This window comes from Lactobacillus sp. UMNPBX4, from assembly GCF_002554115.1.
GTDB lineage: Bacteria > Bacillota > Bacilli > Lactobacillales > Lactobacillaceae > Lactobacillus > Lactobacillus gallinarum.
Genome location: NZ_PCZF01000001.1, coordinates 14,679 through 40,225 on the forward strand (window position 1 = coordinate 14,679; position 25,547 = coordinate 40,225).

At 37.4% G+C, this 25,547-nt stretch carries 44 protein-coding genes and 1 pseudogene; 41 read left to right on the forward strand and 4 right to left on the reverse strand.

Features of this window, described 5'->3' with window-relative positions; all coding sequences use genetic code 11:
- Positions 1 to 255: 255 nt before the first annotated feature.
- The 35 genes from rpsJ (at position 256) to rpsI (ending at position 18,233) form a co-directional block, all read left to right on the forward strand.
- The gene (gene rpsJ / locus CP355_RS00045) at positions 256 to 564 is read left to right on the forward strand and encodes a 30S ribosomal protein S10 (protein ID WP_013641475.1); all 309 of its coding nucleotides are present in this window, start codon (positions 256 to 258) and stop codon (positions 562 to 564) included.
- Between the two features lie 23 nt (positions 565 to 587).
- Positions 588 to 1,226: a 50S ribosomal protein L3 gene (rplC, locus tag CP355_RS00050; protein WP_003625776.1), complete on the forward strand. Its 639-nt coding sequence runs from the start codon at positions 588 to 590 to the stop codon at positions 1,224 to 1,226.
- A 14-nt stretch (positions 1,227 to 1,240) separates the two neighbouring features.
- Positions 1,241 to 1,858: a 50S ribosomal protein L4 gene (rplD, locus tag CP355_RS00055; protein WP_025005265.1), complete on the forward strand. Its 618-nt coding sequence runs from the start codon at positions 1,241 to 1,243 to the stop codon at positions 1,856 to 1,858.
- Positions 1,858 to 2,163, forward strand: coding sequence for a 50S ribosomal protein L23 (gene rplW / locus CP355_RS00060; RefSeq protein ID WP_025005264.1), 306 nt, complete (start codon positions 1,858 to 1,860; stop codon positions 2,161 to 2,163). Before rplD ends, rplW begins: the two co-directional genes overlap by 1 nt.
- Positions 2,164 to 2,178: 15 nt before the next feature.
- Positions 2,179 to 3,015, forward strand: coding sequence for a 50S ribosomal protein L2 (gene rplB, locus CP355_RS00065; RefSeq protein WP_025005263.1), 837 nt, complete (start codon positions 2,179 to 2,181; stop codon positions 3,013 to 3,015).
- An 18-nt stretch (positions 3,016 to 3,033) separates the two neighbouring features.
- Positions 3,034 to 3,315, forward strand: a complete 282-nt coding sequence (gene rpsS, locus CP355_RS00070; RefSeq protein WP_025005262.1) for a 30S ribosomal protein S19 — start codon at positions 3,034 to 3,036, stop codon at positions 3,313 to 3,315.
- A gap of 19 nt (positions 3,316 to 3,334) precedes the next feature.
- Positions 3,335 to 3,688 (forward strand): 50S ribosomal protein L22, encoded by a 354-nt coding sequence (gene rplV, locus CP355_RS00075; protein WP_003625788.1) that lies wholly within the window; start codon positions 3,335 to 3,337, stop codon positions 3,686 to 3,688.
- A gap of 13 nt (positions 3,689 to 3,701) precedes the next feature.
- The gene (gene rpsC / locus CP355_RS00080; protein WP_057729734.1) at positions 3,702 to 4,376 is read left to right on the forward strand and encodes a 30S ribosomal protein S3; all 675 of its coding nucleotides are present in this window, start codon (positions 3,702 to 3,704) and stop codon (positions 4,374 to 4,376) included.
- Positions 4,376 to 4,816, forward strand: coding sequence for a 50S ribosomal protein L16 (rplP, locus tag CP355_RS00085; RefSeq protein WP_003625792.1), 441 nt, complete (start codon positions 4,376 to 4,378; stop codon positions 4,814 to 4,816). Before rpsC ends, rplP begins: the two co-directional genes overlap by 1 nt.
- Entirely contained in the window at positions 4,806 to 5,003 is a 198-nt protein-coding gene (gene rpmC, locus CP355_RS00090; RefSeq protein ID WP_025005260.1) for a 50S ribosomal protein L29, read from the forward strand. The genes rplP and rpmC overlap by 11 nt, the downstream gene beginning before the upstream one ends.
- Positions 5,004 to 5,021: 18 nt before the next feature.
- On the forward strand, positions 5,022 to 5,288 hold the full coding sequence (gene rpsQ, locus CP355_RS00095; RefSeq protein WP_005721626.1) for a 30S ribosomal protein S17: 267 nt from the start codon (positions 5,022 to 5,024) through the stop codon (positions 5,286 to 5,288).
- A 31-nt stretch (positions 5,289 to 5,319) separates the two neighbouring features.
- Entirely contained in the window at positions 5,320 to 5,688 is a 369-nt protein-coding gene (gene rplN / locus CP355_RS00100) for a 50S ribosomal protein L14 (protein WP_012211380.1), read from the forward strand.
- 19 nt (positions 5,689 to 5,707) lie between these two features.
- Positions 5,708 to 5,941 carry a 50S ribosomal protein L24 gene (gene rplX / locus CP355_RS00105; RefSeq protein ID WP_003549035.1) on the forward strand — a complete coding sequence of 78 codons (234 nt, stop codon included), beginning with the start codon at positions 5,708 to 5,710 and terminating at the stop codon, positions 5,939 to 5,941.
- Between the two features lie 14 nt (positions 5,942 to 5,955).
- Positions 5,956 to 6,498, forward strand: a complete 543-nt coding sequence (rplE, locus tag CP355_RS00110) for a 50S ribosomal protein L5 (protein ID WP_087175958.1) — start codon at positions 5,956 to 5,958, stop codon at positions 6,496 to 6,498.
- 12 nt (positions 6,499 to 6,510) lie between these two features.
- Positions 6,511 to 6,696: a type Z 30S ribosomal protein S14 gene (locus CP355_RS00115; RefSeq protein WP_003549037.1), complete on the forward strand. Its 186-nt coding sequence runs from the start codon at positions 6,511 to 6,513 to the stop codon at positions 6,694 to 6,696.
- Positions 6,697 to 6,720: 24 nt separating this feature from the next.
- Positions 6,721 to 7,119 carry a 30S ribosomal protein S8 gene (rpsH, locus tag CP355_RS00120; protein WP_003625802.1) on the forward strand — a complete coding sequence of 133 codons (399 nt, stop codon included), beginning with the start codon at positions 6,721 to 6,723 and terminating at the stop codon, positions 7,117 to 7,119.
- A 24-nt stretch (positions 7,120 to 7,143) separates the two neighbouring features.
- On the forward strand, positions 7,144 to 7,674 hold the full coding sequence (gene rplF / locus CP355_RS00125; protein ID WP_025005258.1) for a 50S ribosomal protein L6: 531 nt from the start codon (positions 7,144 to 7,146) through the stop codon (positions 7,672 to 7,674).
- A gap of 25 nt (positions 7,675 to 7,699) precedes the next feature.
- Complete coding sequence (gene rplR, locus CP355_RS00130; RefSeq protein ID WP_007126808.1) at positions 7,700 to 8,059, forward strand: 50S ribosomal protein L18; 360 nt, start codon at positions 7,700 to 7,702, stop codon at positions 8,057 to 8,059.
- A gap of 17 nt (positions 8,060 to 8,076) precedes the next feature.
- Positions 8,077 to 8,583: a 30S ribosomal protein S5 gene (gene rpsE / locus CP355_RS00135; RefSeq protein ID WP_003625807.1), complete on the forward strand. Its 507-nt coding sequence runs from the start codon at positions 8,077 to 8,079 to the stop codon at positions 8,581 to 8,583.
- 16 nt (positions 8,584 to 8,599) lie between these two features.
- Positions 8,600 to 8,785 carry a 50S ribosomal protein L30 gene (gene rpmD, locus CP355_RS00140; protein WP_025005257.1) on the forward strand — a complete coding sequence of 62 codons (186 nt, stop codon included), beginning with the start codon at positions 8,600 to 8,602 and terminating at the stop codon, positions 8,783 to 8,785.
- Between the two features lie 23 nt (positions 8,786 to 8,808).
- Complete coding sequence (gene rplO / locus CP355_RS00145) at positions 8,809 to 9,249, forward strand: 50S ribosomal protein L15 (RefSeq protein WP_057729732.1); 441 nt, start codon at positions 8,809 to 8,811, stop codon at positions 9,247 to 9,249.
- Entirely contained in the window at positions 9,249 to 10,544 is a 1,296-nt protein-coding gene (secY, locus tag CP355_RS00150) for a preprotein translocase subunit SecY (protein WP_025005256.1), read from the forward strand. The genes rplO and secY overlap by 1 nt, the downstream gene beginning before the upstream one ends.
- Before the next feature lie 10 nt (positions 10,545 to 10,554).
- Complete coding sequence (locus CP355_RS00155) at positions 10,555 to 11,211, forward strand: adenylate kinase (RefSeq protein WP_025005255.1); 657 nt, start codon at positions 10,555 to 10,557, stop codon at positions 11,209 to 11,211.
- A 71-nt stretch (positions 11,212 to 11,282) separates the two neighbouring features.
- On the forward strand, positions 11,283 to 11,504 hold the full coding sequence (gene infA, locus CP355_RS00160; RefSeq protein WP_002878178.1) for a translation initiation factor IF-1: 222 nt from the start codon (positions 11,283 to 11,285) through the stop codon (positions 11,502 to 11,504).
- 16 nt (positions 11,505 to 11,520) lie between these two features.
- Complete coding sequence (gene rpmJ, locus CP355_RS00165) at positions 11,521 to 11,637, forward strand: 50S ribosomal protein L36 (RefSeq protein WP_005721621.1); 117 nt, start codon at positions 11,521 to 11,523, stop codon at positions 11,635 to 11,637.
- Positions 11,638 to 11,665: 28 nt separating this feature from the next.
- Positions 11,666 to 12,016 (forward strand): 30S ribosomal protein S13, encoded by a 351-nt coding sequence (rpsM, locus tag CP355_RS00170; RefSeq protein WP_003625815.1) that lies wholly within the window; start codon positions 11,666 to 11,668, stop codon positions 12,014 to 12,016.
- Between the two features lie 24 nt (positions 12,017 to 12,040).
- Complete coding sequence (rpsK, locus tag CP355_RS00175; RefSeq protein WP_003625817.1) at positions 12,041 to 12,430, forward strand: 30S ribosomal protein S11; 390 nt, start codon at positions 12,041 to 12,043, stop codon at positions 12,428 to 12,430.
- A 45-nt stretch (positions 12,431 to 12,475) separates the two neighbouring features.
- Positions 12,476 to 13,414, forward strand: coding sequence for a DNA-directed RNA polymerase subunit alpha (locus tag CP355_RS00180; protein WP_025005254.1), 939 nt, complete (start codon positions 12,476 to 12,478; stop codon positions 13,412 to 13,414).
- A 26-nt stretch (positions 13,415 to 13,440) separates the two neighbouring features.
- Positions 13,441 to 13,824 carry a 50S ribosomal protein L17 gene (rplQ, locus tag CP355_RS00185; RefSeq protein ID WP_003625821.1) on the forward strand — a complete coding sequence of 128 codons (384 nt, stop codon included), beginning with the start codon at positions 13,441 to 13,443 and terminating at the stop codon, positions 13,822 to 13,824.
- A gap of 183 nt (positions 13,825 to 14,007) precedes the next feature.
- Complete coding sequence (locus tag CP355_RS00190; protein WP_098043641.1) at positions 14,008 to 14,859, forward strand: energy-coupling factor transporter ATPase; 852 nt, start codon at positions 14,008 to 14,010, stop codon at positions 14,857 to 14,859.
- On the forward strand, positions 14,835 to 15,686 hold the full coding sequence (locus CP355_RS00195) for an energy-coupling factor transporter ATPase (protein ID WP_025005252.1): 852 nt from the start codon (positions 14,835 to 14,837) through the stop codon (positions 15,684 to 15,686). The genes CP355_RS00190 and CP355_RS00195 overlap by 25 nt, the downstream gene beginning before the upstream one ends.
- A complete protein-coding gene (locus tag CP355_RS00200; RefSeq protein ID WP_087175964.1) occupies positions 15,686 to 16,483 on the forward strand; it encodes an energy-coupling factor transporter transmembrane protein EcfT in 798 nt (265 codons plus the stop codon). Before CP355_RS00195 ends, CP355_RS00200 begins: the two co-directional genes overlap by 1 nt.
- Before the next feature lie 2 nt (positions 16,484 to 16,485).
- Entirely contained in the window at positions 16,486 to 17,265 is a 780-nt protein-coding gene (gene truA / locus CP355_RS00205) for a tRNA pseudouridine(38-40) synthase TruA (protein ID WP_056945456.1), read from the forward strand.
- A gap of 113 nt (positions 17,266 to 17,378) precedes the next feature.
- On the forward strand, positions 17,379 to 17,822 hold the full coding sequence (gene rplM, locus CP355_RS00210; RefSeq protein ID WP_025005250.1) for a 50S ribosomal protein L13: 444 nt from the start codon (positions 17,379 to 17,381) through the stop codon (positions 17,820 to 17,822).
- A gap of 15 nt (positions 17,823 to 17,837) precedes the next feature.
- A complete protein-coding gene (gene rpsI / locus CP355_RS00215) occupies positions 17,838 to 18,233 on the forward strand; it encodes a 30S ribosomal protein S9 (protein WP_003625832.1) in 396 nt (131 codons plus the stop codon).
- 98 nt (positions 18,234 to 18,331) lie between these two features.
- Here rpsI and CP355_RS00220 read toward each other — a convergent pair whose 3' ends face one another.
- Together CP355_RS00220 and CP355_RS00225 are read right to left on the reverse strand one after the other, a co-directional pair.
- A complete protein-coding gene (locus CP355_RS00220) occupies positions 18,332 to 18,916 on the reverse strand; it encodes a DJ-1 family glyoxalase III (RefSeq protein WP_025005249.1) in 585 nt (194 codons plus the stop codon).
- A gap of 41 nt (positions 18,917 to 18,957) precedes the next feature.
- A complete protein-coding gene (locus CP355_RS00225) occupies positions 18,958 to 19,617 on the reverse strand; it encodes an HAD family hydrolase (protein WP_025005248.1) in 660 nt (219 codons plus the stop codon).
- 73 nt (positions 19,618 to 19,690) lie between these two features.
- On the opposite strand from CP355_RS00225, the gene CP355_RS00230 reads away from it, so the two are divergent.
- The 6 genes from CP355_RS00230 (at position 19,691) to CP355_RS00255 (ending at position 24,054) form a co-directional block, all read left to right on the forward strand.
- Entirely contained in the window at positions 19,691 to 20,449 is a 759-nt protein-coding gene (locus CP355_RS00230; protein ID WP_098043642.1) for a sulfite exporter TauE/SafE family protein, read from the forward strand.
- 39 nt (positions 20,450 to 20,488) lie between these two features.
- Positions 20,489 to 21,169: a histidine phosphatase family protein gene (locus tag CP355_RS00235; RefSeq protein WP_025005247.1), complete on the forward strand. Its 681-nt coding sequence runs from the start codon at positions 20,489 to 20,491 to the stop codon at positions 21,167 to 21,169.
- A 62-nt stretch (positions 21,170 to 21,231) separates the two neighbouring features.
- Complete coding sequence (locus tag CP355_RS00240; protein WP_098043643.1) at positions 21,232 to 22,131, forward strand: cation diffusion facilitator family transporter; 900 nt, start codon at positions 21,232 to 21,234, stop codon at positions 22,129 to 22,131.
- 8 nt (positions 22,132 to 22,139) lie between these two features.
- Positions 22,140 to 22,322 carry a DUF308 domain-containing protein gene (locus tag CP355_RS00245; protein WP_025005245.1) on the forward strand — a complete coding sequence of 61 codons (183 nt, stop codon included), beginning with the start codon at positions 22,140 to 22,142 and terminating at the stop codon, positions 22,320 to 22,322.
- Positions 22,323 to 22,334: 12 nt separating this feature from the next.
- Positions 22,335 to 23,015, forward strand: a complete 681-nt coding sequence (locus CP355_RS00250) for a 2,3-diphosphoglycerate-dependent phosphoglycerate mutase (protein ID WP_087175968.1) — start codon at positions 22,335 to 22,337, stop codon at positions 23,013 to 23,015.
- A gap of 103 nt (positions 23,016 to 23,118) precedes the next feature.
- Positions 23,119 to 24,054, forward strand: coding sequence for an AAA family ATPase (locus CP355_RS00255; RefSeq protein WP_098043644.1), 936 nt, complete (start codon positions 23,119 to 23,121; stop codon positions 24,052 to 24,054).
- Positions 24,055 to 24,120: 66 nt separating this feature from the next.
- Here CP355_RS00255 and CP355_RS00260 read toward each other — a convergent pair whose 3' ends face one another.
- Positions 24,121 to 24,450: a hypothetical protein gene (locus tag CP355_RS00260; RefSeq protein ID WP_098043645.1), complete on the reverse strand. Its 330-nt coding sequence runs from the start codon at positions 24,448 to 24,450 to the stop codon at positions 24,121 to 24,123.
- Between the two features lie 182 nt (positions 24,451 to 24,632).
- A pseudogene (locus CP355_RS00265) lies at positions 24,633 to 25,468 on the reverse strand (RhaT/GlcU family sugar-proton symporter).
- Between the last annotated feature and the right edge of the window lie 79 nt (positions 25,469 to 25,547).

A 25,547-nucleotide genomic window follows, 5' to 3' on the forward strand; every position in this document is an offset into this window, starting at 1 on the left:
GTTATTGAGAATTTTCAATAACTCTTTTTTTGTAAATCTTTTTTAGAAAAAATGCCCTTAAGCCTTGATATTTAAGGAAAGACAAAGTAAAATAGTCTTTGTGCTTAAGGGACGATTGTGCCTTGAGTAATTAAAATTGTTGTAAAGCGTTGACGCAAAAGGTTGCGGCACGCCAGGCTGCATTGCCACAGTGGCGTGCGGGGAATTTTTGCCGAGCGAGTCATCTTTTAAAGAAGACGTTAAGGAGGTAATTTAATGGCAAGTCAAACAATTCGTATTAGACTTAAGTCATACGAACACGGTATTCTCGATGAATCAGCTGCTAAGATCGTAGCTACTGCAAAGAGAACTGGTGCTGAAATTTCAGGTCCAGTTCCTCTTCCAACAGAAAGAACTTTATTCACTGTTCTTCGTTCACCACACATGAACAAGGACTCACGTGAACAATTCGAAATGCGCACTCACAAGCGTTTAATCGATATTTTGAATCCAACACCTAAGACTGTTGATTCATTAATGAAGCTTGATCTTCCAAGCGGCGTAGACATCGAAATTAAGTTGTAATTTAAATAGAAAGAGGTGTAAACATGACCAAAGGAATCTTAGGAAGAAAAGTTGGTATGACTCAAATCTTTACTAAAGATGGTGTCCTTGTTCCTGTAACAGTTGTAGAAGCAACTCCTAACGTTGTTATGCAAGTTAAGACTGTTGAATCAGACGGTTATGAAGCTGTTCAATTAGGTTACCAAGACAAGCGTGAAGTTTTGAGCAACAAACCAGAAAAAGGTCATGCTGATAAGGCAAAGACTTCACCTAAGCGCTTCATTCGGGAAATCCGCGGTGTTGAGCTTAAGGACTATGAAGTCGGCTCAGAAGTTACTGTGGATACATTCAAGGAAGGTGACGTTGTAAACGTTACTGGTACTTCAAGAGGTCATGGATACCAAGGTAACATCAAGCGTTGGGGCCAATCAAGAGGACCAGAAACCCACGGTTCAAGATACCATAGAATTCCTGGTTCAATGGGTTCCATCATTAACCGTGTACCAAAGGGCAAGCGTTTGCCAGGTCACATGGGTATGAAGAAAGTTACCATTGAAAACTTAGTAATTGAAAAAGTTGTAGCAGACAAGAACGTATTGATGATCAAGGGCAATGTTCCAGGTGCTAAGAACTCATTAATCGTTGTTAAGACTGCTTCTAAAGCTGTTAAGGCTGATAAATAGGAAGGAGGACTAGAATGGCTAATTTAAAAGTTATGGATCAAAACGGTAAAGATTCTGGTGAAGTTACTTTAAACGATAAAGTTTTTGGTATTGAGCCTAACGAAAGTGTCGTTTTTGAAGCAATCATTAGACAAAGAGCCGGTAAGCGTCAAGGTACCTCAAAGGTTAAGAACAGATCTGCCGTTCGCGGTGGTGGTAAGAAGCCTTGGAGACAAAAGGGTACTGGTCGTGCTCGTCAAGGTTCTATCAGATCTCCACAATGGCGTGGTGGTGGTACAGTATTTGGCCCAACACCTCGTTCATACGCATACACGATGCCAAGAAAGCAACGTCGTTTGGCTATTAAGTCAGTTCTTTCCCAAAAGATGATTGATAAGGATTTGATCGTTTTAGATAAGTTGACTATGTCAGCACCTAAGACTAAAGATTTAGTATCAATGTTAAACAGCTTAAATGTTGATGGTAAGGTTTTAATTGTTTCAGATGATAACAATGTACAACTTTCCGCAAGAAACTTAGCTAAGGTTAAGGCTGTTCCAGTTAACGGTTTGAACGTTGAAGATGCAGTTAACTATGATAAGTTAATCTTGACTCAAGATGCTGTTAAGAAGATCGAGGAGGTTTTGGCTTAATGGACGCACGCGATATCATTTTAAGACCTGTCATTACTGAAAAGTCCACGAACTTAATGGATGATAAGAAGTACACATTCGACGTGCTTTTAACTGCAACCAAGACACAAGTTCGCAATGCTGTTGAAGAAATCTTCGATGTTAAGGTAAAGAGCGTTAACATTATGAATGTTCGCGGTAAAGACAAGCGAGTAGGTCGTTACACTGGTAAGACTGCTCGTCGTAGAAAGGCAATCGTCACTTTAACTAACGATTCAAACGACATCAAGATTTTCCAAGACGAAAATAAAGAAGACAACAAGTAATAGGAGGTCAGTCAATTGGCTATTAAGATTTACAAGCCAACCACTAATGGTCGTCGTCATATGACTTCTTCCGACTTTGCTGAGATTACCAAGACAAAGCCTGAAAAGACTTTACTTGAATCACAATCACATACTGCAGGTCGTAACTCATATGGTCACATCACTGTAAGACACCGTGGTGGTGGTCACAAACAAAAATACCGTATCATCGACTTTAAGCGTAATAAGGATAATGCAAAGGCAGTTGTAAAGGCTATCGAATACGATCCAAACAGAACTGCTAACATCGCATTACTTCACTACACTGATGGTATTAAAGCTTATATCTTAGCACCTAGGGGATTAAAGGTTGGCGATATCGTTGAATCAGGCGATTCAGTTGACATTAAGCCAGGTAACGCATTAGCATTAAAGAATATCCCATCTGGTACTTCAATCCACAACATTGAATTGAAGCCAGGTAAGGGTGGCCAACTTGTAAGAAGTGCTGGTACTTCTGCTCAAGTTTTGGGTGTTGATGGTGATTACACTTTAGTAAGATTACAAAGTGGTGAAGTTCGTAAGATCTTGTCATCATGCCGTGCAACTATTGGTGTTGTAGGTAATGAACAACATTCATTAATTCAATTAGGTAAAGCTGGTCGTAAGCGTTGGTTAGGCAAGCGCCCACAATCACGTGGTTCCGTAATGAACCCTAACGATCACCCACATGGTGGTGGTGAAGGTAAGGCTCCAGTTGGTCGTCCACAACCTATGACTCCATGGGGTAAGAAGGCTCGCGGTATCAAGACTAGAGACACCAAGAAGGCTAGCGAGAAGTTAATCATTCGTCACCGTAAAGGTAGCAAGTAATAGAAGGAGGGTTAATTAATGAGCCGTAGTATTAAAAAAGGTCCTTTTGCTGATGCATCATTATTAAAGAAGGTTGATGCACAAGCAGATGCAGATAAGAAGCAAGTTATTAAGACTTGGTCACGTCGTTCAACTATTTTCCCTTCCTTTGTTGGTTTGACTATAGCTGTTTACGATGGTAGAAAACATGTTCCAGTATACATTACTGAAGACATGGTTGGTCATAAGTTAGGTGAATTTGTTCCAACAAGAACTTTCCATGGACACAAATCCACTGAAGATAAAACCACAGCACAATAGAGGAAGGAGAAACATCTAAATGGCAGAACAAATTAGTTCAGCTAAGGCAGAAGCAAGAACTGTTCGCATCGCTCCAAGAAAAGCTCGTTTGGTCGTTGACTTAATTCGTGGTAAGAGCGTTGCCGAAGCATTAGCAATCTTAGAATTTACGCCTAGAGCTGCTTCCCCAATCGTTGAAAAAGTTTTACGTTCAGCAATTGCTAACGCAGAACACAACTACGATCTTGAAAGTGCAAATCTTTACGTATCAGAAGCATATGTAAACGAAGGTGCTACTTTAAAGAGATTCCGTCCCCGTGCTAAGGGTATGGCTTCCCCAATTAACAAGAGAACCAGTCACGTAGTTGTAGTAGTTTCAGAAAAGAACGATTAAGGGAGGTATATTAATGGGTCAAAAGATTAACCCAAACGGTTTTCGTCTCGGTGTCATCCGTGATTGGGAATCAAAATGGTATGCTGACAAAGGATACAAAGAAACTTTAAATGAAGACCTTCGAATCAGAAAGTTTATTTCAAAGAAATTGAAGGATGCTTCAGTGTCTACTGTTGAAATTGAACGTGCAGCTAACAGAATTAACATTTCAATCCACACCGCAAAGCCTGGTATGGTAATTGGTAAAGGTGGTTCTGAAGTTGAAGCTTTAAGAAAACAATTAAATGCTTTAACTGGTAAGCAAGTTCACATTAATATTGTTGAAATTAAGAAACCAGATCTTGATGCTGAATTGGTAGCAGATAGTATTGCTCGTCAACTTGAAGCTCGTATTGCTTTTAGACGTGCTATGCGTCAAGCTACTCAAAGAGCTATGCGTGCTGGTGCCAAGGGTATCAAGGTTCAAACTTCTGGTCGTTTGAACGGTGCCGACATGGCAAGAAGAGAATGGCACACAGAAGGTCGTGTTCCATTACAAACTTTGAGAGCTGATATTGATTATGCTTGGGTAAATGCTTTCACTACTTATGGTGAAATTGGTGTTCAAGCTTGGATCAACCGTGGCGAAATCTTACCTACTCGTAAGAACAAGCCAGCTTCAAAGCCAGCGAAGGGAGGAAATAGATAATGCCTTTAGTACCAAAACGAGTAAAACACCGTCGTGAATTCCGTGGTAAGATGCGTGGTGCTGCTAAAGGTGGTAAATATATTGCCTTTGGTGAATATGGTCTTGAAGCCCTCGAATCACATTGGATTACTAACCGTCAAATCGAAGCAGCCCGTGTTGCTATGACACGTTACATGAAGCGTGGCGGTAAAGTTTGGATTAGAATTTTCCCTCAAAAGTCATACACTGCTAAAGGTGTAGGTGTACGTATGGGTTCTGGTAAAGGTGCACCTGCAGGTTGGGTAGCTGTAGTTAAGAGAGAAAAGATTATGTTTGAAATTGGTGGTGTTGATGAAGCAACTGCTCGTGAAGCTTTGAGACTTGCTTCAACTAAGTTACCAATTAAGACTAAGTTTGTAACTAGAAGTTCGGAAGTAGGTGGCGAATCTAATGAAGGCTAAAGATATCAGAGCATTAACCACTGATCAAATGTTAGAAAAAGAAAAGCAATATAAAGAAGAACTCTTTAATTTGCGTTTCCAACAAGCAACGGGTCAATTAGAAAATACCGCTCGCTTGAGTAAAGTCCGCAAGAATATCGCCAGAATCAAGACTGTTCTGAGCGAAAAAGCATTAGAAAACAATTAATGGAAGGGAGCTATTAACTTGAGCGAAACAAACGAAAGAAATCGTCGTCACGTATACCAAGGTCGTGTAGTTTCTGATAAGATGGACAAGACTATCGTAGTCGTTGTTGATACTTACAAGAACCACCCAGTTTACAACAAGCGTATTAGATATTCTAAGAAATACTACGCACAAGACGAAAATAACGAAGCTAAAGTTGGCGATACTGTACGTATCATGGAAACCCGTCCATTATCTCGTAAGAAGCGCTTCCGTTTAGTAAAGATTGTTAAGAAATCTGTTTAATTTGCGGATTTAGTGAGGGGAGGATTCTACAGTGATTCAAAACGAATCTCGTTTAAAGGTTGCTGATAACTCTGGTGCCAGAGAACTTTTAGTTATTAGAGTCTTAGGTGGATCAAAGCGTAAGACCGGTAACATTGGTGACATCGTTGTATGTACTGTTAAGCAAGCAACACCAGGTGGCGTTGTCAAAAAGGGCGACGTTGTAAAAGCTGTAATTGTCAGAACAAAGTCAGGTGCACGTCGTGAAGATGGTTCATACATCAAATTCGACGAAAATGCTGGAGTAATTATTAACGCAGATAAGAGCCCACGTGGTACTCGTATCTTTGGGCCAGTTGCACGTGAGTTACGTGAGTACGACTTTATGAAGATCGTCTCTCTTGCTCCTGAAGTCTTATAATTGATAGTGAGGTGCACTGATGTTCGTTAAAACTGGTGACAAGGTAAAAGTTATTGCCGGAAAAGATAAAGGTAAAGAAGGTACTGTTCTTTCTGTTAATGTTAAGAAGAACCGTGTAGTTGTTAAGGGTGTTAACAAGATTAAGAAGCACCAAAAGCCTTCTCAAACCAACGCTAATGGTGGTGTAGTTGAATCAGAAGGTTCAATTCACGCATCAAACGTTAAAGTTATTAGTAAAAAAGAAGATAAGTAGAAGGGAGGACACAAATGGCAAGTTATTTAGCTGAAGAATACAAAGAAAAAGTAGCTCCTGCATTGGCAGAAAAGTTTGATTACAAGTCATCAATGCAAATTCCAAAGATCGACAAGATCGTTTTGAACATGGGTGTCGGTGACGCTGTTTCTAACGCCAAGAACTTGGACGAAGCTGTTGAAGAATTAACTTTAATTTCTGGTCAAAAGCCATTAATTACTAAGGCAAAGAAGTCAATCGCTAACTTCCGTTTACGTGAAGGTATGTCTATCGGTGCTAAGGTAACCCTTAGAGGCGACAGAATGTACGACTTCTTATACAAGTTAATCAATGTTTCTCTTCCACGTGTTCGTGACTTCCGTGGTGTATCAACTCGTTCATTTGATGGTCGTGGTAACTACACTTTAGGTGTTAAGGAACAATTGATTTTCCCAGAAATCGATTTTGATAAGGTTAACCGTACTAGAGGTTTAGACATTGTTATCGTAACTACTGCCAACACTGATGAAGAAGCTCGTGAACTTTTGACTCAATTTGGTATGCCGTTTGCAAGATAGTGGAGGACATTAATGGCTAAAACATCACAAAAAATCAGAAATCGTCGTCCTGCTAAGTTCTCTTCACGCGAATATACACGTTGCGAGAGATGTGGTCGTCCACATTCCGTATACCGTAAATTCGGTTTATGCCGTATTTGCTTAAAGGAATTAGCACACAAGGGTCAAATCCCTGGTCTTAAAAAGGCTAGTTGGTAGTATACGGTTAGGAGGATAGCTTAAATGGTCATGACAGATCCAATCGCAGATTACTTGACTAGAATCAGAAATGCCAACATGGCAAAGCACGATTCAGTTGAAATTCCTGCATCAAATATTAAAAAGTCTATTTCAGAAATTTTGAAACGTGAAGGTTTCATCCGTGATTACGAAGTTGCTGATGATAACAAGCAAGGCGTTATCAAGGTATTCTTGAAATATGGTCCAAATGGAGAACGCGTTATTTCAGGCTTAAAGCGTATTTCTAAGCCAGGTCTTAGAAACTACGTAAGTGCTGAAGACTTACCTAAAGTTCTTAATGGTTTAGGCATTGCCATCGTTTCTACTTCTGCTGGTGTTATTACTGACAAAGAAGCAAGACAAAAGAACGTTGGCGGCGAAGTAATTGCCTACGTTTGGTAATACTGACAGAAAGGAGAACAATTAATGAGCCGAATCGGTTTAAAGACTATTGAAGTCCCTGACAGTGTCACTGTTACCAAGGAAGGCGACAACATTACTGTTAAGGGCCCTAAGGGTGAATTAACTAGATACTTCGATCCAAAGATCACTTTTGAACAAAAAGACGGTGAAATTAACTTTTCACGTTCAAGTGAAAATGATAAAGCAATTCACGGTACTGAAAGAGCTAACTTAGCTTCAATGATCGAAGGTGTAGTTAACGGTTATAAGAAGACTTTAAAGTTAATCGGTGTTGGTTACCGTGCACAAGCACAAGGCAACAAGATTACTTTAAACGTTGGTTACTCACACCCAGTTGTATTGACTGCACCAGAAGGTGTTTCTGTTAAGGCAACTTCAGCAACTGATGTAGAAGTTGAAGGTGTTTCAAAGCAAGATGTAGGTCAATTTGCAGCTGAAATCCGCGCCGTACGTCCACCAGAACCTTACAAGGGTAAGGGTATTCGTTATGTTGATGAATACGTACGTCGTAAGGAAGGTAAGACAGGTAAGTAATAAGTAGTTATTTTGAGGTGAAATTGTGATTTCTAAACCAGATAAAAACAAGTTACGCTTAAAGCGTCATAAACGTATTCGTGGTAAGATTTCTGGTACTGCTGAGCGCCCACGCTTAAGCATTTTTCGTTCAAATAAAAACATCTACGCTCAATTAATTGATGACGTAGCGGGTGTTACGCTTGCAAGCGCCTCAACTTTGGATGAAAACGTATCAGAAGATGCAACTAAGGTAGAACAAGCTGCTGCTGTAGGTAAGGCTATTGCTGAAGCTGCAAAGGCTAAGAACATTTCTACAGTTGTATTTGATAGAAGTGGTTACTTATACCACGGCCGTATTCAAGCGTTAGCTGATGCTGCTCGTGAAAACGGATTAGATTTCTAGGAAAGGAGAATTAACACATGGCAAACCGTAATGATTCTCGTAATAATCGCAGAAACAAAGACGATATCGAAGATCAATTAGTCGCTGTCAACCGTATCACTAAGGTTGTTAAAGGTGGTCGCCGTATGAGATTTGCTGCTCTTGTTGTTGTTGGCGACAAGAAAGGCCGTGTAGGTTTTGGTACTGGTAAAGCTCAAGAAGTCCCAGAAGCAATCCGTAAGGCTGTAGAAGACGGTAAGAAGAAGATGATTAACGTACCTAAAGTTGGTACTACTATTCCTCATGAAGTTATTGGTCACTACGGTTCAGGTAACATTTTATTGAAGCCTGCTGAAGCTGGTTCCGGTGTTGCTGCTGGTGGTGCCGTACGTATCGTTATGGATATGGCTGGTATTTCAGACGTAACTTCAAAGTCACTTGGTTCTAATACTCCAATCAACGTTGTTCGTGCAACTATCGATGGTTTGAAGAAGCTTAGAACTAGCGAAGAAGTAAATAAACTTCGTCAACCTGAAAGAGCTTAGATTAGGGAGATCATAGATGACTGATTTAAAGATTACTTTAATTAGAAGTGCTGCTCACCGTCTACCTGAACAAAGAAAGATTGTTAAAGCTCTTGGCTTAGGTAGAGTAAATAGTACTGTTGTTCTTCCAGACAACGCTGCTACTCGCGGTGCATTATTGAAAATTGCTCACTTAATCTCTGTTGAAGAGATTAATAAATAAGATATCAAGGAGGTGCCAAATTAATGAAGCTTCATGAATTACATTCTACTGAAGGCTCACGTCGCAATAGAAAACGTGTTGGTCGTGGTACTTCAAGTGGTTACGGTAAAACTTCTGGCCGTGGTCAAAAGGGTCAATTAGCTCGTCAAGGCGGTCATACACGTTTAGGTTTTGAAGGTGGTCAAATGCCATTATTCAGAACTATGCCAAAGCGTGGTTTTAAGAATATTAACCGTAAAGAATATGCAATTGTAAACTTAGATGACTTAAATAAGTTCAATGACGGTAGTGAAGTTACTGTTGAAACTCTTAAGGAAAACGGTTTGGTAAAGAAAGAATTATCAGGCGTTAAGTTACTTGGCAACGGTGAATTGAAAGTTAAATTAACTGTAAAGGTTAACAAAGTTTCCGCAGCTGCTAAGAAGGCAGTTGAAGCCGCTGGCGGAACTGTTGAGGTGATCTAATGTTTTCGACCTTGAAGAACGCCTTTAAAGATAAAGAAATTAGAAATAAAATTTATTTTACACTCTTTATTCTTTTAATATACCGGATTGGTGCTAATATTGCTGTTCCTGGTGTTAATGCAAAGGCGATCACTCAGGTTGCTCAAACTGGATTAGTTCCAATGCTAGATACTGTATCTGGTGGTGGACTAGATAACTATTCAATATTTTCCTTGGGTGTTTCTCCCTATATTACGGCCCAAATTGTAATTCAATTATTACAAATGGATATCGTACCTACATTAGTAGAATGGGGAAAACAAGGTGAAGTTGGGCGTCGTAAGACTAATCAAGTAACTAGATATTTGACATTAGTTGTTGCTTTTGTTCAAAGTATTGGTATTACATTAGGTTTTAACGCCTTGACTGAAATGGGGTTGGTAAAGAATCAAACTCCACAAACTTATATAGAAATTGCTATTATCATGACCGCCGGAACTATGTTATTAACATGGTTAGGTGATGAAATCACAGATAAGGGACTTGGAAATGGTGTATCAGTAATTATCTTTGCTGGTATTATTGCAAGATTACCTAGTGGATTATGGCAAATCTATAAAGAAGGAATTATTAATAATAGTGCCAGTGATCGTTGGCAAGGTATTTTGTTCTTCATCGCGGTTATAGTTGCAATCCTTATTGTAACCCAATTGGTTACATGGGTTGAACAAGCTGATCGTCGTATTCCTATTCAATACACAAGAAGAGCGACGATTAGTGGTTCTGAAAGTTTTCTACCATTAAAGGTTAATGTATCTGGAGTTATTCCAGTTATTTTTGCCAGTTCTTTTATTGTTACACCGGCAACAATTTTAATGGCCTTTCAAAGAACCCAAGGTGATCAGCAATGGTTTAAAGTAATGAACCAGATCTTTAGTTTACAAACTACACCTGGAGTTATTATCTACACCTTTTTAATTATTCTATTTACATTCTTCTACGCTTTTGTACAGGTTAACCCTGAGAAGCTAGCAGAAAACTTACAAAAACAAGGTGCTTATATTCCTAGCGTTTGGCCAGGTAAAGATACCCAGAATTATATTTCAAAAATGTTGATTAAATTATCAACTGTAGGTTCAGTATTTTTAGGCTTAGTTGCATTATTGCCTCAATTAGCTACTAACTTTTGGAATCTCCCAAGTTCCATTGGTTTAGGAGGAACAAGTCTTTTAATTGTTATTGGGGTTGTTCTTGAGTTATCTCGTCAAATTAACGGATTGTTAATGAAGAGAGAATATGTTGGATTCATCAGATAGGAACGGATAAATGATTAACTTAATTCTTTTAGGTTTACCGGGTGCTGGTAAAGGTACAGCATCAGAGAGAATCGTCGATAAATATCACTTAACTCATATTTCAACTGGAGATATGTTTAGGGAAGCAATGGCTAATAAGACTAAGGTTGGTCTTGAAGCTAAAAGTTACATTGATAAAGGTAACTTGGTACCAGATGAAGTTACTGCTAAGTTAGTTGAAGAACGTTTAAGCCAACCTGATATTAAAGAAGGTTTCATCTTAGACGGTTTCCCAAGAACTACTGTACAAGCAGAACTTCTTGATGGTATTACTAAACGCTTAAAGAAACCATTAACAAATGTTATTGCGCTTGAAGTTGATGAAGATACTTTGATTAAGCGTTTATCAGCTAGATACATGTGTAAAAATTGTGGTGCCACTTATAATAAACTTTCAAAGCAACCTAAAGTTGAAGGTACTTGTGATCGTTGTGGTGGTCATGAATTTTATCAACGTGAAGATGATAAGCCAGAAGTTGTTAAGAATCGTCTTGAAGTTAATGAAAAGATGAATGCACCTTTGAAAGACTTTTATCAAAAGAAAGGTTTGCTTACTGTAATTAATGGTGAACAAACTCCAGAAAAAGTCTTTGAAGATATTGATGCGGTATTGAGTAATAATCAATAGAATAAATTTGTATAATTTTTTATCCGTGTTATAATTTCAAAGTATGACTGTTTAATTGCGGAGGAACAACTTTGGCAAAAGATGATGTCATTGAAGTAGAGGGTAAGGTAGTAGATACCTTACCTAATGCTATGTTTAAAGTTGAATTAGAAAATGGGGCTACTATTTTAGCACATGTTTCAGGTAAAATCAGAATGCACTATATTCGCATTTTGCCTGGAGACCGTGTAACAGTAGAATTATCTCCATATGATTTAACTAAAGGTAGAATTACGTATCGGTTTATAAAGTAATATAACGGAGGGAAACATGAAGGTTAGACCATCTGTTAAACCAATGTGCGAACATTGTAAAGTTATTAAGAGACATGGCCGTGTAATGGTTATTTGCTCAGCAAATCCAAAGCACAAGCAACGTCAAGGTTAATAGTGTAGAAAAAGAGGAGGTGTAGTTTATGGCTCGTATTGCTGGTGTTGACTTACCAAGAGATAAAAGAATTGTTGTTGCTTTAACATACATTTATGGTATTGGTGATGCAACTGCTAAGAAGATTTGTGCTGATGCTGGTGTTTCTGAAGACGTTCGTTCAAAGGATTTAACTCCAGAAGATCAAGAAAAGCTTCGTACTGAAGTTGATAAGTATCGTGTTGAAGGTGACTTACGCCGTGAAGTAAGCATGAACATTAAGCGTTTAGTTGATATTGGTTCTTATCGTGGTATTCGTCACCGCCGTGGACTTCCAGTTCGTGGTCAAAATACCAAGAATAATGCTCGTACTCGTAAGGGTACTAAGAGAAATCGTTAATTTTATTTATAAGGAGGTTTATTGATGCCTGCAAAGAAAACAGCACGTAAGCGTCGTGTGAAGAAGCATGTTGAAAGCGGTGTGGCACACATTCACTCAACGTTTAATAATACTTTAGTCATGATTACTGACGTTCAAGGTAATGCAGTTGCTTGGTCTTCAGCTGGTGCATTGGGCTTTAAGGGTAGTCGTAAGTCTACTCCATTTGCAGCTCAAATGGCAGCAGAAGCAGCAGCTAAGAGTGCAATGGACCAAGGTATGAAACATGTAGAAGTTTCTGTAAAAGGTCCTGGTGCTGGTCGTGAATCTGCTATTAGATCACTTCAAGCAACTGGTCTTGAAATTACTGCAATTCGTGACGTTACGCCAGTTCCCCACAATGGTTCCAGACCACCAAAACGTCGTCGTGTTTAATATTGTCCTTGATATAGGACGTTACGTTTTGAAAGGGGCCCAGTAATGATTGAATTTGAAAAACCAAATATTACCGTTGTTGAACAAGAAGATTCTTACGGTAAGTTTGTTGTTGAACCACTTGAGCGAGGCTTTGGTACTACTTTAGGTAACTCTCTAAGAAGAGTCTTACTTACTTCTATTCCAGGTACTGGACTTGTTTATGTGCAAATTGATGGCGTTTTACACGAGTTCTCAACAGTTCCTGGCGTCAGAGAAGATGTAACCAAGATTATTCTTAATTTGAAGAAACTTGAATTAAAGTCTCTTTCAGATGAGAGAAAGGTTATTGAGTTAGACGTTGAAGGTCCTGCCACAGTAACTGCTGATGATCTTAAAGTTGATGCAGACGTTCAAGTCTTAAATCCGGATCAATACATTTGTACCATTGCTGAAGGTGGACACTTGCACATGGAAATTGCCGTGCAAAATGGTAGAGGTTATGTTGCTGCAAGTGACAATAAGAGTGATGACATGCCAATTGGAGTAATTCCTGTTGATTCTCTATTCTCACCAATTAAAAAGGTTAACTACCAAGTTGAATCAACTCGTGTTGGTAAGAGAGACGATTTTGACAAGCTCACTTTTGAGATTTGGACTGACGGTTCAATCAAGCCTAATGACGCCCTTAGTTTTGCTGCTAAGATTTTAGTTGAACATTTCAAGGTATTTGAATCAGCTGATGCAGATACTAAATTCAGCGAAGTAATGGTGGAAAAGGAAGACGATAAGAAAGAAAAGAAACTCGAAATGACAATTGAAGAGCTTGATCTTTCTGTTCGTTCATATAACTGCCTGAAACGTGCCGGCATTAACACTCTTCAAGAGTTAACTGATAAGACAGAATCAGATATGATGCGTGTACGTAACTTGGGACGTAAATCATTGGAAGAAGTTAAGAATAAATTAACCGACTTAGGTCTTTCACTTCGTCAAGAAGACTAAAGTAGGTAAATAAAGGAGGCAAACCCATGGCATACCGTAAATTAGGTCGCGATAGTGCTCACAGAAAAGCAATGCTAAGAGAAATGACTACTCAATTAATCATGAACGAACGTATTGTTACTACTGAAACTCGTGCTAAAGAAGTTCGTAAGACTGCCGAAAAGATGATCACTTTAGGTAAGCGCGGCGATTTAGCTTCAAGAAGAAAGGCTGCAGCATTCGTACGTAACGAAGTTGCAGATGTTCATGAAGAAAAAGATGCAGTTGTTGTTAAGTCAGCATTGCAAAAGCTTTTCAGCGATGTAGCACCTCGTTACAAGGATCGCAATGGTGGTTACACCAGAATTTTGAAGTTAGCTGTTCCTCGTAAAGGTGATGCTGCTCCAATGGTTATTCTTGAATTAGTTTAATTCAGAATTACCACAACTTAATACGTATTAAGAATTATCCATGAAAGTGAGAAAAAGCGTAAAGATGATGGCGAAAGCTTAGTCTAGCTTAGATGATAGAAATCATCCCTCTTCATGGATGATTTTTTTTGCTCTTTTTTCTGTTACAATTACTAATAAGTAGTTTAGAGGGGAAGTGTCAGCATGCCTAAGGATGATGCTGTTGAGTTTCAACATGTCAAGTTTACTTATCCAGATACAAAAAAAGCTGTTTTAAAGGATGTTAATTTTACAGTAAAAAAAGGGTCATGGACGTCTTTAATTGGACATAATGGTAGCGGAAAATCAACAATTTCCAAGTTGATCAATGGGTTACTGTTACCAGATGAGAATTCTAATAGTAAAATTACAGTTTTAGGTACACCTGTGACGGCTGAAAATATCTGGAATATTAGAGAAAAAGTTGGAATAGTTTTTCAAAATCCAGATAATCAATTTGTTGGTGCTACTGTAGGGGATGACGTAGCTTTTGGCTTAGAAAATCGCGGCGTACCTAGAGAAGAAATGATAAAAACAGTAAGGAACGTTTTATCTGAAGTAGGCATGTTGGAATATATTGACTCTGAACCCGCTAATCTCTCTGGTGGACAAAAGCAAAGAATAGCTATTGCTGGAATACTAGCTGTCGAACCCAAAATTATTATTTTAGATGAATCTACTTCTATGCTTGATCCGAGTGGGAGAAAACAAGTTCTTAAAATAATTAGTGAGTTGATGCAGAAAAAGGATTTAACGGTTATTTCCATTACACATGATATCGATGAAGCCAGTATGGCAGATAGTGTGATTGTTTTAAATGATGGTGAAATAATTGATCAGGATCCACCAGAAAAGATTTTTAATAAAACTTCTATGCTTAAACAAATAGGGTTAGATATTCCATTTACTAATAAATTAATACTGGAATTAAATAAAAATGGGATTCGAGTGCCCCAGAATGTAAAAACGAAAGATGAGTTGAAGCAATATCTATGTCAATTAAATTTGAAAATGTAAATTATGTTTATTCTCCTGGAACAACAATGGAGAAAAAAGGGTTAGACAATGTTTCTTTTGAATTATTAGACAATAGTTTTATTGCATTAATCGGACATACAGGTAGTGGAAAATCGACTTTAATGCAGCATTTTAATGCATTGCTAAAACCGAGTTCAGGAACAATTGATATAGCGGGATATCATATTACGTCCCAAACTGGAAATAAGAACTTAAAAAAACTGCGTAAAGAAGTAGGATTAGTGTTTCAATTTCCAGAAAGTCAATTATTTGAAAACACTGTACTTGATGATGTGAAATTTGGTCCAAAAAACTTTGGAATGAGTGATAAAGAGGCCGAAGCTAAAGCAAAGAAATGGTTAGAGCAAGTGGGGTTGTCAACGGATGTGATTTCTAAGTCTCCATTTGAGCTTTCTGGGGGACAGATGAGACGCGTTGCAATTGCAGGTGTAATGGTCAATGAACCTCAAATACTCTGTCTGGATGAGCCTGGAGCGGGATTAGATCCACGAGCTCGAGAAGAAATGATGCAGATTTTTGTGAATTATCAAAAGGCCGGTCATACTGTTATTTTGGTTACTCATAATATGGATGATGTTGCTAAATATGCGGATGATGTTTTAGTAATGGAACACGGAAAATTAATTAAACATGATAAACCACAAAAAGTTTTTGAAAATGAGGAATGGTTAAAAAAGCATTATTTAGATGAACCTACTTCTAGTTTGTTTGCATCATCGTTAAAGGGCTTCAGATTTAAAGAAAATCCGTTGACAATCAAAGAATTAGTTGATGGAATTAAGGAAAATGTGCAGGGGGGAGTTTAATGAGTAAGATAATTATTGGACGATATATTCCAGGTGATTCTCTTGTTTATAAAATGGATCCCCGAGGTAAATTATTAATCACTATTTTGTTTATTTTGGCCATCTTTTTAGCCAATAATCCTATTACTTATGCAATTATTACCTTATTTTGCTTTTTAGCGATAATTGCTACAGGATTAAAAGCTCGAGTGTTTTTGAATGGTGTTAAACCTTTAATAGGCTTAATTTTCTTTACTTCCCTATTACAATTGTTTTTTATGACTGGTGGCAAAGTTTTTTGGCATTGGTGGATATTTAGTATTTCAAGCTATGGTATCGTAAATGCGATATATATTTTTGTCCGTTTCACGTTAATCATTTTGATTTCCACAGTAATGACGGTGACGACTATGCCTCTGGAGATAGCAGATGCAATGGAATGGTTACTTAAGCCTTTAAAAGTGGTGAAAGTTCCTGTAGATAAAATTGCACTCGTCATTTCGATTGCTTTACGTTTTGTTCCGACTTTATTTGATGAGACATTAAAAATCATGAATGCTCAAAGATCACGTGGAGCGGATTTTAATGATGGTGGCTTAATAAAAAGAGCTAAAGCAATCGCACCGATTCTTATCCCATTATTCATTCACTCACTTGAGACAGCGATTGATCTCTCTACTGCGATGGAATCACGTGGATATCGTGGGAGTGAAGGAAGAACCAAATATCGAGTTTTAAATTGGTCAAAATATGATTTGATTTCTTTGGCATATTTTGTTTTGTTGGTAGGACTATTGTTAATTTTTAGGACACATTAATTATGGCAACTAGATATAAGATGACAATGGCATATGATGGTCATTTATTTCATGGCTTTCAGCTGCAGCCAGATCAACGTACAGTTCAGGGAACCGTTGAAGATGCATTAAAGAAAATGACTAAGGGAAAACGCATTATTGTTCAAGGCTCTGGTAGAACAGATGCTGGAGTTCATGCTGTTGGACAGGTAATTCATTTTGATTATCCTGGTAAAACTATTCCAGCTAATCGAATGATCTTGGCGTTAAATTCAATGATGCCAACTGATATTATTTTTAATGATTGTGAAATAGTTAATGAAAATTTTCATGCTAGATATTCTATTAAAGGTAAATGGTATCGCTATCGTGTAAGTTTGGATCATTTTGTTAATCCATTTAAACGGTTTTATACAGGACATTTTCCATATGTGCTAGACGTAGAAAAAATGCAAGAAGCTGCGCAAGACTTGTTAGGCAAACATGATTTTACTAGTTTTGCGGCAAGCGGTGGGCAAATAGAAGATAAAGTTAGAACAATTTATTATGTAAACATTGTTAAGGACGAAAAAGAGAATGAAATAATATTCGATTTTATTGGTTCTGGTTTTTTATACAATATGGTTCGAATTATGGTTGCTGCATTGCTTGAAATCGGCAATGGACGGCGTCCAATTCATGATTTAAAGCGTGTAATTGCCGCTAAAGATAGGCAGGAAGTACGACAAACGGCTCAAGCAAGTGGTCTTTATCTTTATCATGTTTTTTATGATGAAATACCACAAAAATATAGATTAGACTAGCATTTATAATTGACTTTTTAGCAAAAAGGACGTACTCTAGTATAGTATGTTTGTCCACGATAGGCCCCGGAAACTTATTGTTTTCAAACTGCAAATAAACGGAGGAATTTAAATTGCGTACTACACCATTAGCAAAATCTAGTGAAATCGAACGTAAGTGGTACATTGTTGATGCAACCGACGTATCTTTAGGTCGTCTTTCTGCAGCTGTAGCCACTATTTTGAGAGGTAAGAACAAGCCTCAATACACACCTAATGTTGATACCGGTGATAACGTTATTGTTATCAACGCTTCAAAGATTAAGTTGACTGGTAAAAAGGCTTCAGACAAGTTCTACTACCACCACTCAGAATGGCGTGGTGGCTTGAAGGCTGTTTCATACGGCGAGTTGCTTGCTAATAACCCAGTTAAGATGGTTGAAATCTCAGTTAAGGGTATGCTTCCAAAGAACACTCTTGGTCATCATGAATTCATGAAGATGCATGTTTATGCTGGCGAAGACCACAAGCACGAAGCACAAAAGCCTGAAAAGTTAGATATCAACAAGTTAATTTAATTAGGAGGTTAAATAATGGCACAACAAGCTGCATACACAGGTACTGGTCGCCGCAAGGATTCAGTTGCGCGTGTTCGTTTAGTACCAGGTAACGGTAAGATCACTGTTAACGGTAAAGATGTTGATCAATACATTCCATACCCTAACTTGGTTAAAGATTTAAAGCAACCTTTAACATTAACTGAAACTGAAGGTCAATACGACGTTCACGTTAATGTTAACGGTGGTGGTTTCTCTGGCCAAGCTGGAGCTATCCGTCACGGTATTGCACGTGCTCTTCTTGAAGTTGACCCAGACTTCCGTGGTCCACTTAAGAAGGCAGGTTTCTTAACTCGTGACCCAAGAATGAAGGAAAGAAAGAAGCCAGGTTTGAAGAAAGCCCGTAAAGCTTCACAATTCTCAAAACGTTAATCTTTGGATTTACGTTTATACAAAAAGCATCCCAATCAGGGATGCTTTTTTGGTGCAATAAAAAACTAAGAACATTTTAGCTCTTAGTTTTCCACAAATTATAAACTATCTTGAATATTATCAGCTAAGTAGTCGTAAAGCATACCATGCTTCAATTGCTTAGTATCAACACCAAGTGCTTCTGCAATAGCGTAAGCAAATGCCCAAGCAGTAGCTGGACCACGGCTAGTCAAAACTTTGTGTTCTTTGTCAGTGACAGTAATTCTTTCACTGAAATGAGCGCTTGGATCATACTTAGCACATTCTTCTTCAATACCTGGATAGCAAGTGAACTCAGCATCTTTTAATACACCATAGCGAGCTAATGCACGAGGAGCAGCACACATTGCAGCATCCCACTTTCCAGCTTCATGACGCTTAACCATTAAATCGCGTAACTTTTCATCATCACGTAAGTTAGCTGAACCAGTCATTCCACCCGGAAAAGCAACTAAATCGTAGTCAAGCAAACTGTTGTCCACAACTTTGTCACAAGTTAACTTAATGTGGTGATCACCATCTACGTCTTTACTGTGCAAGCCGACCATATCACATTCAACATTTAGACGGCGTAATACATCGACTACACTTAAACCTTCAACTTCTTCACAACCATCTGCAAAGATAACAGCAACTTTTGTCATCAAAATCATCCTTTCTAAGTGACATATATTTATTATAACTATTAATCAAGGTCTAGATAAAAATCAAGGTCTGCTAATTTGCTTAAATGCAGGGTAGGACGAGGTGAGATAGGAATTTTATCCTTTTTTGGTGCAAGCCATAAAGATTTTAGATTTGCGTTTTCTGCGCCTTGAATTTCTTCATCTAGATTTGTGCCAATCACGAGAGTACTGTCAGGATCAATCTCAGGATGATCCTTCAATATTTTGAAAAAGATATTTTTACTAGGCAGCTTATCTTTAAAATCGTCTGCAAAATAAGCAAAGTTAAAAGAACTGAGTAATTCAGTTGGCGCAAGACGTGGCTCAATTTGAGCTTTGGTTTCTTTAGCAAGTAGAATTAGACGAAGAGAACCAGTAATTTCATCTAAAAAATCTGTAGCGCCTTTAACTAAGCGAGTTTGTTCTTGCATTTTTTGTGCAAAAACAGCTCGTGTTTCAGCTAAATCTTCTTTTAGGTATGTGGACAAAGCTAGATCGATTTGTTCATCTGTGGATAAAAGCTTAAATTGCTTTTGCAAACTAGTATATTTAATCCGTTCAGCTGGTCCCCAATCTATGCCGTAATGTTTTAAAGTTTGGCGAAGAGCATTTTTTTCAGCTAGTTTTTCATTTAAAAGACTGCCCTCAGGAATAAAAATTAAAGTATTGAATGTAGACATTTGATAACTTCCTTTATGTTAGTAACTACTAGAATTATAATGGATTGGATGATGTAAAGAAAGGGAATAGAAAATGACGATTTGGACGATAATCTTTTTATTGTTAGGTGGAGTAGCTGGCGGCTTACTTTCTTCTATTGCATCAATGGCATCACTTGCCTCGTATCCGGTGCTTTTAGCTGTGGGTATTCCGCCGGTTTTTGCCAATGTAACAAACGATGCCGCATTAATTTGGACTAGTATAGGTTCAACTGTCTCCTCTACGAAAGAGTTAAAGGAACATTGGAAACAGGTCTGGTTTTACACTATTTTTACTGTAGTCGGTTCAATTATTGGTTGCATGCTTTTACTTTCATTTCCATCCAGTGTCTTTGAAAAAGCAGTACCATTTTTCATAGCATTTTCTGGAATTATGATCATTGTTTCAGGCAAACATCATAGTTTGAATACCAAAAAGCAGCCGATGTGGTTAAAGGTGATCTATTTCATTGCGCTTTTAATAATGGGAGCCTACACTGGCTATTTCGGTGCAGCCGGTGGTGTAATAGTACTCGTGCTTTTGACCTACATTACTAATGAAAAATTCATCGTGATTAACGCAATCAAAAATGTGATTTGTGGTTTTGCTAATTTAGTGGCTCTTATTATTTTTATGTTTACTTCGCATATCTATTGGCTGCAGACAATACCATTAGCCATAGGGATGTTTGCTGGTGGCTATATTGGACCTGCAATTTTAAGGCGAGTGCCAGAGAAGCCAGTTCGAATTTTCATTGCTACACTTGCATTTGTTCAAGCATCATATTTCTTTTATACAGCATATATTCGTTAAGTTTGATACAATGTTTATTAATGTAAAGGGAGGGTTAATATGTCAACAGAAGTTTATTTAGTTCGTCATGGTGAAACCATGTTTAACCAATTGAATAAGGTGCAAGGCTGGTGTGATTCACCACTGACTGTTAAGGGAATTAACGATTTAAAAGTGACTGCTAATGCTTTGAGTCAAGTTCACTTTGATAATATGTATTCATCTGATTTAAAAAGAGCAATTGATACTGTTCATTTAATGAAAGATGCTAACTTGGTCTCAGATATTGGTAAAATTAAAAAGTTGCCTGAATTTCGTGAAGTATTCTTCGGAACTTTTGAAGGTGATGATATTAACCAAACCTGGGATCAAGTAGCAATGGCAGCAGGTATAGGGCATGAAGATAATGTTGCTAAGATTATCAACCAAGTAGGTTTGCGTGAATTTCGTGAAGCTACTAAGAGAGCTGATCCAAGACACTTAGCCGAAGATAAAGATGAGTTAGATAAACGTATGGTTCGTGCCATCGATGTGTTAAAAGATGTGACTAAAAATGAACAAAGAGTTTTATTAGTAACTCATGGTGATTTTATCAAGACTTTATCTATTAAATATTGGAATAAGAGCGATGGTAAGCACGATATCATTTTCCCAGATAATGGAAGTGTCACTCGTGGAATTTTGCACGATAATGGTAAATTTGAAATTGTAGATTACAATGTCAATGCCGAAAAACTGTAAAAATAAGTCCTACTGCATAAGTAGGGCTTTTTTGGTACACTGATAACGGAAGGAAAATATTTATGAATAAAGATCATACAACAAAGCGTTATGTATTTGTTACATTGCTTAATGTGATAATTACTATTGCGGAATTTTTAGGTGGTATTTTATCAGGTTCACTGGCATTGCTTTCAGATGCTGTGCATAACTTAAGCGATGTGGGGGCCATTATTTTATCTTTTGTAGCTCACTTAATTAGTAGAAGAAGTCGCAATCAACGAAAGACTTTTGGCTATGATCGAGCCGAAATCTTGGCTGCGTTTACTAATGGAGTTGTGCTAATAGTTATCAGTGTTGTATTATTCGTCGAAGCTATTCAAAGATTTTGGCAACCGGAACATATTCATGGTGGAATTATGTTAGTTGTATCAATTATCGGACTAGTCGCCAATATTATTTCTATGTTAGCGATGCATCATGATGCTAAAGGAAACTTAAATGTCCGTTCAACATTTATCCACATGCTTAGTGATGCGCTATCTAGTGTGGCTGTTGTAATTGGTGCGATTTTTATTTACTTTTGGAATGTAACTTGGCTTGACCCTGTTTTGACAATTCTAGTTTCAGTCTTTGTTTTACATGAGGCTTATGAGATCACGATGAAGGCTGCTAATGTATTGATGGAATCAAATCCTGATATTGATTTAAATTCGGTTAATGACATTGTGCTTTCTTTTCCAGAAGTAAAGAATATTCACCATGTCCATGTATGGCGCTATAGTGATGACTTTATTATGATGGATGCCCATATTAATGTTGATCGCAATCTTCATGCAGATGAGCTTGAGAATCTTTATCAAGATATTGGTAAAAAACTTAAAGCCAAATTGGGTATTAACCATGTGACGTTACAAGCGGAATGCGAACGTGGACGCAATGATAAAATGATCTTTCCAGGCCGTGGGACTAATGAGGATTAGGTGAAAAGATGTTCTCAGTTAATATTTTTACAGCGATAATTGTTTTAATCATGGGAATCTATGACATGTCTTATGCCTTTAATAGACGCAAGCAGCCCAATAATAAGGGCGGCATTAAGGCGTTTATGATTTTGGGGATAATTTTTACAATTGCTGGTATAGTTATGATTGTTAGATGTTTACTTAAATAAAGGATCGATAAAATGGCGAAATTAGTATTGGTTCGACATGGTGAAAGTGTTGCTAACGCCGCAAATGTTTATACGGGCTGGAATGATGTGCCATTAACTAAGAAGGGCGAGCAACAAGCTAAAAAAGCAGGTGAATTGATTAATACTATTTCTGATTTTGCACCAACGCATATTCATACTTCTGTCTTATCTCGTGCCATTGTGACGGCCAATATTGTAGCTGAAACATGCGATTTTTTGTGGCTACCTATGACTAAGACGTGGCGCTTAAATGAACGGCATTATGGCGCCTTGAGAGGCCTCAACAAGGATATCTCACGCAAAGTCTTTGGTGTAGAACAGGTTTTATTATGGCGGCGCAGTTTTGATTCCATTCCGCCCAAGCAGGGATCGCCAATTATTGATCGTCGCTATAAGTTGTGTGATCAACATTTAATGCCGCGTGCAGAGAGTTTGCATCAAACGCAAAAGAGATTGATGCCATATTATTATGATCACATTGCCTCAAGATTGCTTAATGGAGAAGATCAATTAATAGTAGCTCATGGTTCAAGCCTGCGAGCTTTAATCAAAAAACTAGAAAATATTAACAATCACGATATTGTAAACTTGGAAGTGCCTAACGCAGAACCAATTGTTTATACTATGGATGATCAGTTAAATATTGTTAAAAAAGAAATACTTCGGGGGTAAAATGCAGCTTGCTGCATTTTTTTAGTGCTCTTAATAATGATTTTCGCGTATCTATGGTAAAATCTATAATGATTTCTAGTATATTTAGTTTGGAGTATTAGGCATGCGTAAATTATTTTTATTACGAGGTGCACCTGGCTCCGGTAAATCTTCTTTTATTGCACGCCATCACTTAACGCCTTATGCGATTAGTCGAGATCAAATAAGGTTATTATTGGCGGATTTGACAGTTTATTATCAAGAGGATGCGGATGTATTACACCAAGTTATTCCGCGGCACGTAACAGTGCGTACTGAGCAAATGGTGGATCACCTTGTAGAACACAAGATGGAACATGGGGAAACCGTAATTGTCGATGGAACGCATATTGTTCCAAGTGCAATTGAACATTTTAAGTCATGGGTGGATAAGTATCATTATGAATGTTTTGTGGTTGATTTGATGCAACACAATACATTAGAGAATTTGCTTAAACGTAACCAGACAAGAATGCATTATGACTGGGTAAAACCAGAAGTAGTTAAGCAAATGTATCATTCATATGAAGCCCATCCTGAAGTACCATATTGGGCACACAAGATTGTCCCTAATCAGATGGATCACGCTTTGTCCCAAAGAGAAAGTAATTTAGATAGTTATGCACATGTGATTGCAGTTCCAGATCAAGTGGAAGAAGAAGATTTTCCACATGTGCATATCTCTAATTTCTATTTTTCATTTAATGAAAAGTTTACTGAAAAATATGGTACATATCGCAATGTAGTTTCAATTGCTAAGACCGAAGATGAAGCTGTAAAACAATTTAAGTTACCATACTTTGTATTCAAGTTTCATCACAAGCATTTCTTAATTTCGGCATATCCAATTAGAAATGAAATGCTTGACCCAATTAGAAAAGTGAAGGGTGTATGGACATATTCAACTGGACTGTACAACGTTGCTGATTTTATTAAAGAATTTCCAGAAAATTCTAAGCAGCATGTTCATCAGTTTAACTTAAGCAAGTTAGACCCAACACGTTTGTTACATATTTGGTAAAAACAAAAAAACACAGTTGGTAAGATTTTCTTACCTAACTGTGTCTTTTTTATTTTACTGAATAAATTATTCTAATTTACCAGCTTTTGCTAAAACTTCTTTAGCTTTTTCAAGTGAGTGGTGTTCTTCACGATAACGTTTAATATCGTCGCCATCAGTATCACTTAACTTATCAAGCTTTTCATCAGCTTTAGCATCGATCTTAGCGTCATATTCACCGACTTTTCTAGCATGCTTTAAAATGGACTTAATGTCCTTAATAGTTTCATGTTGTGCAGTACGGTGACGACGGTCAGGAACTGAATCTTCGATTCTAGCTAAGTGACTTTCAGCGTCACTAATCTTCTTAGAAATTCTGTCTAAAGCTTTCAATTGTCTCTTTGAATAATCTGTCATGTTTATTACCTCCTAGGTAAATGATAATCTCTGCTAAATACGCTTTCATTGTATGTTTCATTTTTGAATAAAGCAAGAATATGCACTTGGAAATGTGAAAGCATTATAGATTTATGATATTGATAGTAAATACAAAAAGACTTCAGAATAAATCATCTGAAGTCTTCGTTAGTTTTAGTATTTCATTGAATAGCTGCACCAATGATAATTAAGATCAAGCCAACGAAAGTTTCAACTAATTCTAACTTAGTCTTATTTTCACCAATGAAGAAAATACCGCCTAAGGTAGAAATTATTACGCAAAGTTGACTATAAATAAAAGCAGTAATAACACCATTTAGTTGAGTTGAAAAGATATATGCGAATGCGGCAATACCGAATGAAAAGCCGGAAAAGATATTAAGCCAGGTAGCTTTTTCTTTTAATACCTTGGTTTGATGAGATACCAATAAAAAGATGAAACTACCAATAAAAATACCGATCATTTGTGGTAAAAATAGGGTCTGCGTATCGGCTGTAATAGCTTTTGGAAATGATGAATAAATCCAATAACCAACTGATGTGAAGAGCAATAAAATAATACCTCTTATTTTGAGCTTTGCACTTTTATCCTTGCTGAGAGCGGTCAAGCTAACGTAATTAATACCAAGGCTAAAGTACCAATTAAATATTGAGAACTGCTAGTCCATTCTCCGAAAATTATGGCTCCAATTAAGGTATTACCAATCAACTGTAAACCTGTCGATAAAGGCATCGTTTTACTGATGCCAATATTGCGCATTGAAATAAATTGTCCAGATTGTCCAATCGTCCAAAAGATTCCGGAAATCAATGATAATGAAAATATCGTAAGGTTGGAATTGGTAGGATGGATAATGGCTATAATAATACCGACTATTAATGCACCAGTTCCCAATCCCATTAATTCATTAGCAGGTTGACTGTTTTTGATTTTACCAGCAATAAGCGGAAAAATACCCCAACCAAGTGCTGGAATTAAAGCAATGAGTATATTCATAAATCGCCCTACTTATTTTTTGTAAGTATAAACATAATAATAAACTAAATAAAATTAAATTGCTAGCAAATTATTTTGA